General features: G+C 65.6%; 9 protein-coding genes and 1 pseudogene. 6 read left to right on the plus strand and 4 right to left on the minus strand.

What is annotated here, in order from left to right; genetic code table 11:
• From B7Y64_RS18510 to B7Y64_RS18525, 4 genes and pseudogenes are all read right to left on the minus strand, one after another.
• Positions 1-111, minus strand: a pseudogene (locus B7Y64_RS18510) (electron transfer flavoprotein subunit beta/FixA family protein); the annotation flags it as partial.
• 219 nt (positions 112-330) lie between these two features.
• Positions 331-1,641 carry a mechanosensitive ion channel domain-containing protein gene (locus B7Y64_RS18515; protein WP_035242247.1) on the minus strand — a complete coding sequence of 437 codons (1,311 nt, stop codon included), beginning with the start codon at positions 1,639-1,641 and terminating at the stop codon, positions 331-333.
• 23 nt (positions 1,642-1,664) lie between these two features.
• A complete protein-coding gene (locus B7Y64_RS18520) occupies positions 1,665-2,450 on the minus strand; it encodes an enoyl-CoA hydratase (protein WP_111867881.1) in 786 nt (261 codons plus the stop codon).
• A gap of 18 nt (positions 2,451-2,468) precedes the next feature.
• Positions 2,469-3,422, minus strand: coding sequence for a histone deacetylase family protein (locus B7Y64_RS18525; protein WP_024815824.1), 954 nt, complete (start codon positions 3,420-3,422; stop codon positions 2,469-2,471).
• A gap of 41 nt (positions 3,423-3,463) precedes the next feature.
• Here B7Y64_RS18525 and B7Y64_RS18530 point away from each other — a divergent pair, with 41 nt between their 5' ends.
• The 6 genes from B7Y64_RS18530 to B7Y64_RS18555 all read left to right on the plus strand — a co-directional run bounded on the left by B7Y64_RS18530 (position 3,464) and on the right by B7Y64_RS18555 (position 10,513).
• Positions 3,464-4,384 carry a MoxR family ATPase gene (locus tag B7Y64_RS18530; RefSeq protein WP_291326834.1) on the plus strand — a complete coding sequence of 307 codons (921 nt, stop codon included), beginning with the start codon at positions 3,464-3,466 and terminating at the stop codon, positions 4,382-4,384.
• 11 nt (positions 4,385-4,395) lie between these two features.
• The gene (locus tag B7Y64_RS18535) at positions 4,396-5,472 is read left to right on the plus strand and encodes a DUF58 domain-containing protein (protein WP_024815826.1); all 1,077 of its coding nucleotides are present in this window, start codon (positions 4,396-4,398) and stop codon (positions 5,470-5,472) included.
• A gap of 115 nt (positions 5,473-5,587) precedes the next feature.
• Positions 5,588-7,639 carry a DUF3488 and transglutaminase-like domain-containing protein gene (locus B7Y64_RS18540; RefSeq protein ID WP_291326836.1) on the plus strand — a complete coding sequence of 684 codons (2,052 nt, stop codon included), beginning with the start codon at positions 5,588-5,590 and terminating at the stop codon, positions 7,637-7,639.
• A 10-nt stretch (positions 7,640-7,649) separates the two neighbouring features.
• The gene (mltB, locus tag B7Y64_RS18545; RefSeq protein ID WP_291326838.1) at positions 7,650-8,750 is read left to right on the plus strand and encodes a lytic murein transglycosylase B; all 1,101 of its coding nucleotides are present in this window, start codon (positions 7,650-7,652) and stop codon (positions 8,748-8,750) included.
• Between the two features lie 30 nt (positions 8,751-8,780).
• On the plus strand, positions 8,781-9,746 hold the full coding sequence (locus B7Y64_RS18550) for an ABC transporter ATP-binding protein (RefSeq protein WP_291326840.1): 966 nt from the start codon (positions 8,781-8,783) through the stop codon (positions 9,744-9,746).
• Between the two features lie 5 nt (positions 9,747-9,751).
• The gene (locus B7Y64_RS18555; protein WP_291329544.1) at positions 9,752-10,513 is read left to right on the plus strand and encodes an ABC transporter permease; all 762 of its coding nucleotides are present in this window, start codon (positions 9,752-9,754) and stop codon (positions 10,511-10,513) included.
• Positions 10,514-10,599: the final 86 nt, after the last annotated feature.

Consider the following 10,599-nt stretch of genomic DNA (forward strand, 5'->3'; position numbering starts at 1 on the left):
GGGGTTCATGCTCATCTTGACGTTGGCTGTGTCCACACCGCTGCCGTCCGATTTGACGCGGACTTTCACGTTGTAGTCCACCACGCGTTTGACAGGGACCAAGACCTTCATTGCTGCGGCTCCTAGAGTTGGTTAAATTGACGTTTACGTAAACAAAACATTTTATGCCGCACTGCAACGAATAACGCTGCTACCCGCGATACAAAGAGTCATAAAAAGAACGATCGTGCTTTTTATGGATTATAGGCCAGTGCACGATCCCTATGTCCACCCCATGCTGTCACTTGCGGGTCGAAGCGGGTCAACCCGGATGGTTGCCAAGCTTCGAGATCAGGCAATGGCTGCAGCGCCTGGCGAAGCGCGGGTCTCCTCGACACCAGCGGGCGACTCCGGCCGCTGGAGGTGCACCACGCGCTGTGGGTAAGGAATTTCAATCTGATGGGCGCGCAGCGCCGCGAGGATGGCGAGGTTGATGTCCGAACGCAAACCCAGCACCCCGTTTTCTGGGTCGGTTATCCAGAAACCAACGGTGAATTCCAGCCCGTCCGCGCCAAAGGCCGACAAAGCCACCGCAGGCCCCGGGTCGCGCAACACGCGCGGGTTGACCAGTGCCGACTCGCCCAGCAAACGAATAACGAGGTCCACATCACTGTCATAGCCCACACTGACCACGGTGGACATCCACACACGCGGGTCGGCCAGTGAGAGGTTTTCTACCCGCTGCGTGATCAGCATCTCGTTGGGTACGATGGATTCGCGCCCAACCCCCGACCGGATCAACGTGTAGCGCCCCGTGATGTCGGTGATCCGGCCCTCGAAACCGTCCACCCGGACGTTGTCGCCAATGCGCACGCTGCGCTCGGCCAAAATGACAAAGCCGCTCACATAGTTGGCCGCCAGCTTCTGCAGGCCAAAGCCGATGCCCACGCCTATAGCGCCACCCAGCACCGACAGGGCCGTGAGGTCGATACCCACGGTGGACAAGGCCAGGATCAAACCCAGAAACATCAGCAAGGCACGCGCGGCATTGCTGAACGCCTTGCGGACCGACAGCTCGCTGCCCGTGACCGAGCGCAACAGGCGCGTTTCGATGGCCGACGATATCCACAAGGTCACGATCAGCACGGCGCAGGCCGTCACGACACCTTCGATCATGGTGCGCACCGACAGCGTGGACGCGCCCACCTTCCAGGTGATTTCGTCAAGTTGCTGCAGCACCAGCGGCAACAGGCCCGTAACCCACAGCACCATGGCCAGCCAGGCCAGCCAGGAGATGCTGCGCTCGATGGGGCGCACCCAGGCAGCCTGAGGGAACGCGGCCTGCAGCACCTTGACCCCCACGCGGATCACCACCAGCGAGATCAGCACCGGAATCACAAGCTTGAACGCCGCCAACGGCACCCACTGCACCACCACCGCACGCGCCACATAAACCAGGCCCAGCAAGGTCAGGGGGAACAGCACGCCATCCACCACCTTGCGGCCAAACAGGATGGAGCGCGGCTCGTTGCGGTGCACCGCGCGGCGCACGGCAGACACCATGAGCCAGGCCAGCGCCACACACACGGCCAGCGTGCCAAGCTCCACCAGAACCGTGGGCTGTGCAAATGCCCGAAACCACTGCTGCACGTCGTCAAACATCGGCGAAGAAAACTGCACGGGGTTCAAACCTTCCAGGCAGGAGCGCGCTTTTCGGCAAAGGCCCGCGCTCCTTCTTGCGCCGCCCCGTCCATCATGTTGGCGGCCATGGTCTGGCCGGCCAGCTGGTAGGCCGCTTCCAGGCCCAGTTCACGCTGCTGATAGACCAGCGCCTTGCCCATGGCAATAGCCGCGCGGGGCTTTTGCACAATGGATTGCACGAGCTTCTCGACTTCGGCGTCCAGCGCATCGGGCGCCACGACCCGGTTCACAAGGCCTTGCGCCAGCGCGGTGGGAGCGTCGATAAAGTCGCCGGTGAGCAGCATTTCCATGGCGCGCTTGGCCGGCACATTGCGCACCAGCGGCACGCTGGGCGTAGCGCAGAAAAGCCCGTAGTGGATGCCGCTGGTGGCAAAGCTGGCGTTGTCGGACGCCACTGCCAGGTCGCACTGCGCCACCAGCTGACAACCGGCCGCGGTGGCCATGCCCTGCACCCGTGCGATCACCGGCACCGGCAGCTTGTGGATGCTCAGCATCATGCGGCTGCACTGCGAAAACAGCTGCTGGTACCAGGCCAGCTCGGGGTGCGCCGCCATGTCCTTGAGGTTGTGCCCGGCGCAAAACGCCTTGCCCTCGGCAGCCAGCACCACCACGCGCGCACTGTCATCGTGGGCAACAGCGTCCAGCGCCTGTTGCAGCGCAGTCAGCATTTCAGAGCCCAGCGCATTGAAGCGGGCAGGGTCGTTCAGGGTGAGGGTCACCACGCCGCGCGCGTCGCGCGCGACTGACAGCGGTGTAGCGGCAGAAGTCATAAGGGGTTTCTTCAAAAATTACAGGTCCGCCAACACACGCACATGGGCTTCCACGCTGCGCGCCAGGGGGCCCATCACGTAACCGCCCTCCAGGCACGACACAATGCGGCCCTTGGAGTAGCGCCGGGCGATGTCCATGATGCGGTGGGTGATCCAGGCGTAGTCGGCCTCTACCATGCCCAGCTGCCCCATGTCGTCCTCGCGGTGACCATCAAAGCCCGCGCTGATGAAGATCATCTCGGGCTTGAAGGCCTCCAGGCGCGGAATCCACATCATCTCGATCATCTCGCGGATGTCCATGCCGCGCGTGTAAGCGGGCACCGGCACGTTGACCATGTTGGGCGCCGGATTCTGGTCGCCGCTGTAGGGATAGAACGGGTGCTGGTAAATGCTCACCATGAGCGCACGCGGCTCGCTGGCCAGGATGTCTTCGGTGCCATTGCCGTGGTGCACATCAAAGTCCACCACCGCCACACGCTGCAGGTTGTAGCGCTGCAGCGCATATTTGGCCGCCACGGCCACGTTGTTGAAAAAGCAAAACCCCATGGCCTTGTTGTGGCAGGCATGGTGACCGGGCGGGCGAACCGCGCAAAACGCGTTGGAGATCTCGCCAGCCATCACCGCGTCGGTGGCGGCAAGGGCCGCACCTGCCGAGCGCAGTGCCGCACGCCAGGTGTGGGCATTGATCGAGGTGTCGGTATCGAGCTGCGAGTAGGCGGGGCCACCCGCCAGCAGTTCTTCGTTGAGCAGATCGGACAGGCCGCGCATGGCTGCCACGTGCAGCCGGTCGTGCGCCAGTTCGATGTCGGCCAGCGAGGCCTCAGGGGCTTCGTAGCGCTCCAGGGCATCGGCCACGCCGGTGATCAGCAAGCGGTCTTCGATGGCGTCCAGCCGCTCGGGGCATTCCGGATGGCCGGGCCCCATTTCGTGTTTGCGGCAGTCCGGGTGGGTGAAATAGCCTGTTTTGCTCACAGTGAAATCCCCGTGTCTCTTTTTTCGGATAACGTGACGCCATGCATGCACAGCTAAAAATCAAATCTCTTTTGGATCAGCTTAACACGGTGATCGTGGGCAAAAGTGTCCAGGTCCAGGACTGCGTGGCCTGCCTGCTGGCCGGTGGGCATCTGCTGATCGAGGACGTGCCAGGCGTGGGCAAGACCACGCTGGCCCACGCGCTGGCGCGCACGTTTGGCCTGCAGTTCTCGCGCGTGCAGTTCACCGCCGACCTGATGCCCAGCGACCTCACGGGCGTGTCGGTGTACGAACGGGGCAAGGAGTCCTTCGTGTTCCACCCCGGCCCGGTGTTTGCCCAGGTGCTGCTGGCCGACGAAATCAACCGCGCCAGCCCCAAAACGCAAAGCGCACTGCTCGAAGCCATGGAAGAAAAACAGGTGTCGGTGGAGGGCGAAACCCGCGCCCTACCGCACCCGTTTTTCGTGATCGCCACGCAGAACCCGCACGACCAGCTGGGCACCTTTGCCTTGCCCGAATCGCAGCTCGACCGCTTTTTGATGCGCATCTCCATCGGTTACCCCGACCGCGCTGCCGAGCGCCTGCTGCTGGCGGGTGGCGACCGGCGCGACCTCGTGGACAGCCTGCTGCCCCTGCTGTCGCAGGACGAGCTGGCGCAACTGCAGCGCCAGGTGCTGGCCGTGCACACCGCCGAGCCGCTGCTCAACTATGTGCAGGACCTGATTGCCGCCACCCGCACCGGCCGCTGGTTTTTGCAGGGACTGTCGCCGCGTGCCGGCATTGCGCTGGTGCGCGCGGCCAAGGCGCAGGCGCTGATCAGCGGGCGCGACTACGTGGCCCCCGACGATGTGCAGGCCGTGCTGCCGCAGACCATCGCGCACCGCCTGGTGCCCGTGGGCGACGCGCGGCGTGGCGCGGGGGAACAGGTGCGCGCCATGGCCGATTCGGTTCCCCTGCCCTGACCCTGCAAGCCATGCCGCCCGCCGCTGCCCCCGCATCCGTCGCCCCCGCCAATGCCCCCGCGACCGCTGCACCGCCACGCGGCGCAACGCCCTCGCGCCTGGCTGCGCTGAGTCCGCTGGCCTTTGCGCGCGGGCGTTTTCAGCGCTGGTGGCAAGCACGCCTGCCGCTGTCCGACACCCTGGTGCTGACGCAGCGCAACGTGTACATCCTGCCCACCGGCGCCGGCTGGATGCTGGCATTGACGCTGGTTGTATTGCTCATTGCGTCCATCAATTTCCAGCTCAACCTGGGCTATCTGCTGACCTTTTTGCTGGCGGGCAGCGCGGTGGTGGGCATGCACCTGAGCCATGCCACGCTGCGCGGCATCACGCTGCACCTCAAAGCGCCCGAGCCCCACTTTCTGGGCGGCAGCACGGCGTTTGAAGTGCAGCTTTTCAGCGACCGGAACACGCCGCGGCACGGCATTGCGCTGTCTGTGCACGGCCATGGCAAGGCCGGCCACGACTGGGCACTGACCGACGTGCCCGCGCAGGGCAGCGCCAGCGTGCAGGTGGCGTTTCGCCCCGAGCGCCGGGGCCTGCACCGGGTGCCCACCCTGATGGCCGAAACCCGCTTTCCGCTGGGCACCTTTCGCGTCTGGACCTACTGGCGCCCCGCCGCGCAGGTGCTGGTGTACCCCGCTCCCGAAGTGCCCGCGCCGCCGCTTCCGCCCGGTGAGCCGCGTGCCAGCGGCACGGGCAGCGCCAGCACCCAGGGCATTGGCGAGTTCGACGGCGTACGCGCCTACCGGCGTGGCGACCCGCTCAAGCTGGTGGTCTGGAAGAAAGCCGCCAAATCGCTGGCCACGGGCACGGACGACCTCGTCAGCCGCGACGCGCAGCAGGCCCAGCGCCACGAGCTGTGGCTGGACCTGGCCCATGCCGCCCTGCCCGACCATGAAGCCCGCATCTCGCGCCTGACAGCCTGGGTGCTGCAGGCCGACCGCCTGGGCATCGACTATGGCCTGCGTCTGCCGGCGCTGGAGCTGGCCCCGGACACCGGCGCGGCCCACCGCCAGCGCTGCCTGGAGGCATTGGCACTGTGCTGAGCCCCATTCCAGAAATATGCACAAAAATAGCCTGTAGCGCTTATCCATCAAGCGCTGACAGCTCCTTATTTAATAGCAAATTCCCGCCCTGTGTGCGGGCGCTGCGCCTCACACCATGACCCTGCGCCAGACCCTTGCCACGTTGCCACGCGACACGCGGGACACGCTGTTCCTGCTCGTTGTGATTGCCTGGGTGATGGCGCCGCAGGTGGCCCACCTGCCCGCCTGGGCCAGCCTGATGGCGGGTGCCGTGCTGCTGTGGCGCGGCTGGCTGGCCTGGAACGGTCGGCAACTGCCGGGGCGCTGGGCCGTGGCCGGGTTGCTGGCGGTGGCGGTGGCCGGCACGCTGTTCACCCACCAGACCATTCTGGGACGCGATGCGGGTGTCACGCTCATCGTGATGCTGCTGGCGCTCAAGACGCTGGAAGTGCGCGCGCGGCGCGATGCCATGGTGGTGTTCTTCCTGGGCTTCTTCACGATGCTCAGCAACTTCTTTTTCTCGCAGTCGCTGCCCACGGCCGTGGCCATGCTGGTGGCGCTGCTGGGGCTGCTTACGGCGCTGGTCAATGCCCACATGCCGGTGGGGCGCCCGCCGCTGGCGCATGCGTTTCGCCTGGCCGGCACCATGGCACTGCTGGGGGCGCCCATCATGGCGGCGCTGTTTTTGCTGTTTCCGCGCATGGCCCCGCTGTGGGGCATGCCCAGCGACACCATGGCGGGGCGCAGCGGGCTGTCAGGGGTGATGAAAGTGGGCAACATCGCCGAGCTGGCGCTGGACGACAGCGTGGCAATGCGCGTGCGCTTCGACACCCCCGGCGGTGCCCCGCCGCCGCAGAGCGACCTGTATTTTCGGGGCCCGGTGTTTGCCACCTTTGACGGTAGCGAATGGCACCCTTTGTCGTACCGCGCGGGCAACCGCGCGCTGGAGCGCCCCAACAGCCCCGCCCAGCTGCAAGTGGAGGGCGCGCCCCTGCGCTACGAAGTGACGCTGGAGCCCCATAAGCGCCCCTGGCTGCTGGTGCTGGACGCCGTGCGTGACAAGCCCAGCGTGGCTGGCATGGGTGCCTTCATGACGGATGACCTGCAGTGGCTCACCAGCCGCCCGATCACCGACGTGACGCGCTACCAGGCGACAAGCTACCCGCAGTTTCGCCACGGGCCCGACACCGCCACCCCCGCACTGCGCGCCTACACCGAGCTGCCCCCTGGCTTCAACCCCCGCACGCTGGCGCTGGCCCAGGAGCTGCGCAGCAACCCGCGCATCGCCCCCGACCCGACCCGTGACGCCACGCCCGCGCTGGTCGAGGCTGCGCTCACGCGCCTGCGCACCGGCGGCTACACCTATACGCTGGAGCCCGGCGTGTACGGCCAGCACACGGCCGACGAGTTCTGGTTTGACCGCAAGGAAGGTTTTTGCGAGCACATTGCCTCGGCCTTTGTGGTGCTGATGCGCGCCATGGACGTGCCCGCACGCATCGTCACCGGCTACCAGGGCGGCGATCGCAACACCGTGGACGGCTACTGGACCGTGCGCCAAAGCGACGCCCATGCCTGGGCCGAAGTGTGGATGGCCGGGCGCGGCTGGGTGCGCGTGGACCCCACCAGCGCGGTGGCGCCCGGGCGCACCGGTGCCTTTGAGCGCCTGCAGGCGCCGCGCGGCGCCCTGGCCACCGCCGTGGGCACCGTGATGAGCCCCGGCATGGCGCAAAACCTGCGCGCCATGTGGGAGGCCGTGAACAATGGCTGGAACCAGTGGGTGCTGAACTACACGCAAAGCCGTCAGCTCGACCTGCTCAAGGCGCTGGGGTTTGAATCGCCCAGCTGGCAAGACCTCACCACCGTGCTGGGCGCGCTGGTGGGGCTGGCCGCGCTGGGCGGTGCCGGCTGGACGCTGTGGGAGCGCAGCCAGCATGACCCCTGGCTGCGCCTGCTGGCCCGCGCCCGCCAGCGCCTGGCCAAAAGCGGGCTGACCCTGCCCGACACCCTGCCTCCCCGGGCCATGGCCGAGCGGGTGCAGGCACAATTTGGCGATTCCGCGCAGGGCGTGGCCAACTGGCTGCTGCGGCTGGAGCAACTGCGCTATGCCGCCCACCCTGCCCACCAACTCGGCGCCCTGCGCCGCGAGTTCCGAACCCTTTCCTGGCCCGCCGCCGCCGCGCGCCGATGAGCCCACCGACATGCTGAAAACCGTATCAACCGCTATAATATTAATAGCTACTTGCGTAATATCCATAAGCGCTAACGCCCAAAAATATCAAAATTCTGGCAAAACCCAGACTGCCGCCACCGCCCGCGGCACCGCAGCGAACGGCAGCACCGTCTACGCCACGCGCCCCGAGGCGCTGCAATTTGCCGACGACCTGGCACAGCGCCGCGATCTGGACCGCGAATGGGTGCGCCAAGCCGTTGGGCAGGCGCGCTTTTTGCCCCAGGTGCCCAAGCTCATGCTGCCGCCGCCCAGGGGCACGGCCAAGAACTGGCGGGTGTACCGCAGCCGCTTCATCGACCCGGTGCGCATCCGCGCGGGCCTGCGCTTCTGGCAAGACAACGCCGACACACTGGCGCGTGCCGAAAGCGAATTTGGCGTGCCCGCGCAAACCATCGTAGGCATCATCGGCGTGGAAACCATCTACGGTCAGCAAATGGGCAACTTCCGGGTGATGGACGCGTTGGCCACCCTGGCCTTTGATTTTCCTGCCGCACACCCGCGCGCCGCCGAACGCACCGAGTTCTTCAAGCGCGAGCTGGAGCAGTTTTTAAGCCTCATGCACCGCAGCAATGTCGACCCGTTCGAGCCACGCGGCAGCTACGCCGGTGCCATGGGACTGGGTCAGTTCATGCCCTCCAGCTGGGTGCGCCACGCCATTGATTTCGACGGCGATGGCAGCGTGGACCTGTTCAACAGCCCTGCCGACGCCATTGGCTCGGTGGCCAATTACTTCATTGCCCACGGCTGGACGCCGGGCATGGCCACGCACTACAGCGTGCAGTTCGATTCCGACCCCGCGCGCGTGCAACTCGACGAGCTGCTGGCCCCCGACATCCTGCCCACGTTCAGCGCCGCCAGCATGCAGGCCAAGGGCGCTGTGCTGGATGCCACAGGTGCCCAGCACACCGGGCCCCTGGCGCTGGTAGAGCTGCAAAACGGCGGCGACACCCCCAGCTACGTCGCCGGCACCGAGAATTTTTATGCCATCACGCGCTACAACTGGTCCAGCTACTACGCCATGGCGGTGATCGAGCTGGGGCGCGAGGTGGCCGCAGCGCGTGCACGCTAACCTTCCCGACCTCTTTCAACACAACCATCCATGCCTGCCACCCTCCTTTCAACGCCCGCAGCAGACGCCATCGTGCGCGTGCGCGGCCTCGGCAAAACCTACGCGGGGGGATTCCAGGCGCTGAAAAACGTCAATCTGGACATCCACCGCGGCGAGATTTTTGCCCTGCTCGGCCCCAATGGCGCTGGCAAAACCACGCTGATCAGCGTCATCTGCGGCATGACCAATGCCACCGAAGGCAGCGTGACGGCCGACGGCCATGACACCGTGCGCGACTACCGCGCAGCCCGCGCCGCCATCGGCCTGGTGCCGCAAGAGCTGCACACCGACTCGTTCGAAACCGTGTGGGCCACCGTGAGCTTCAGCCGCGGGCTGTTTGGCAAGGCCCCCAACCCGGCGCTGATCGAAAAGATCCTGAAAGACCTCTCGCTCTGGGACAAGCGGGACACCAAAATACTGGCGCTTTCGGGCGGCATGAAGCGCCGCGTGCTGATCGCCAAGGCGCTGTCGCACGAGCCCAAAATATTGTTCCTTGACGAGCCCAGCGCCGGCGTGGACGTGGAGCTGCGCCACGACATGTGGCGCCTCGTGCGCGCGCTGCGCGATGCAGGCACCACCATCATCCTCACCACGCACTACATCGAGGAAGCCGAGGACATGGCCGACCGCATCGGCGTGATCCGCCAGGGCGAGCTGATCGTGGTGGAAGACAAAAACGTGCTGATGCGCAAGCTCGGCAAGAAGCAACTGACCCTCACGCTGCAGCACCCCATGGAGCGCGTGCCCGAATCGCTGGCGCGCTGGCCTCTGGCCCTGTCTGCCGACGGCCACGCGCTGACCTACAGCTTTGACACCCAGCAGGAAGACACCGGCATTGCTGCGCTGCTGCGGGCACTGGGCGAGCACGGCATCGATTTCAAGGACCTGCATTCGTCTGAGAGCTCGCTCGAAGACATCTTTGTCAGCCTTGTCCATGAACAGAAAGCGGACCAATGATGGGTTTGAACCTGCACGGCGTGCGCGCCATTTACCGCTTCGAGATGAACCGCGCCTTTCGCACCTGGGCGCAAAGCCTGATTGCGCCCGTGCTCTCAACGTCGCTGTATTTCATCGTCTTCGGCTCGGCCATTGGCTCGCGCATGGGCGACATTGGGGGTGTGGACTATGGTGCCTACATCATCCCGGGCCTGTTGATGCTGTCGCTGCTCTCCGAGAGCATCTCCAACTCGGCCTTCGGCATCTACATGCCCAAGTGGTCGGGCACCATTTACGAGCTGCTGAGCGCGCCGGTCAACTGGGTCGAGGTGTTGCTGGGCTATGTGGGCGCGGCGGCCACCAAATCGCTGATGGTGGGCGCGCTGATCCTGGCAACGGCGCGGGTCTTTGTGCCCTACGAGATCGCGCACCCGGTGTGGATGCTCGGCTTTCTGGTGCTCACGGCCATCACTTTCTGCCTGTTCGGTTTTCTCATCGGCCTATGGGCCGACAGCTTTCAGAAGCTGCAGATCATTCCGCTGCTGGTGGTCACGCCGCTGACGTTTCTGGGCGGTGCGTTCTACAGCATCAACATGCTGCCGCCCTTTTGGCAGACGGTGTCACTGTTCAACCCGGTGGTGTATCTCATCAGCGGCCTGCGCTGGGCCTTCTATGGCGCAGCCGACGTGCACATTGCCGTGAGCGTGGGCATGACGCTGGTGTTCATGGCGGCGTGCCTGGCCGCGGTGTGGTGGGTGTTCAAGACGGGCTACCGGATTCGGCGCTGAGCGCAGCGGAGCGGCAGCATCAGCACGCCGCCCACCTGCCGCGCTGAGGCTCAAAACCGCTGCATGGTGCAGCTGTGCGGCTGCTG

It is taken from the genome of Acidovorax sp. 35-64-16 (assembly GCF_002281195.1).
Taxonomy (GTDB): domain Bacteria; phylum Pseudomonadota; class Gammaproteobacteria; order Burkholderiales; family Burkholderiaceae_C; genus Acidovorax; species Acidovorax defluvii.

Bases quoted from the DNA above. Each gene is read 5' to 3' on its own strand.
- B7Y64_RS18515 (WP_035242247.1), bottom strand. From the start codon at position 1,641: ATGTTTGACGACGTGCAGCAGTGGTTTCGGGCATTTGCACAGCCCACG.
- B7Y64_RS18520 (WP_111867881.1), bottom strand. From the start codon at position 2,450: ATGACTTCTGCCGCTACACCGCTGTCAGTCGCGCGCGACGCGCGCGGC.
- B7Y64_RS18530 (WP_291326834.1), top strand. From the start codon at position 3,464: ATGCATGCACAGCTAAAAATCAAATCTCTTTTGGATCAGCTTAACACG.
- B7Y64_RS18535 (WP_024815826.1), top strand. From the start codon at position 4,396: ATGCCGCCCGCCGCTGCCCCCGCATCCGTCGCCCCCGCCAATGCCCCC.
- B7Y64_RS18540 (WP_291326836.1), top strand. From the start codon at position 5,588: ATGACCCTGCGCCAGACCCTTGCCACGTTGCCACGCGACACGCGGGAC.
- mltB (WP_291326838.1), top strand. From the start codon at position 7,650: ATGCTGAAAACCGTATCAACCGCTATAATATTAATAGCTACTTGCGTA.
- B7Y64_RS18550 (WP_291326840.1), top strand. From the start codon at position 8,781: ATGCCTGCCACCCTCCTTTCAACGCCCGCAGCAGACGCCATCGTGCGC.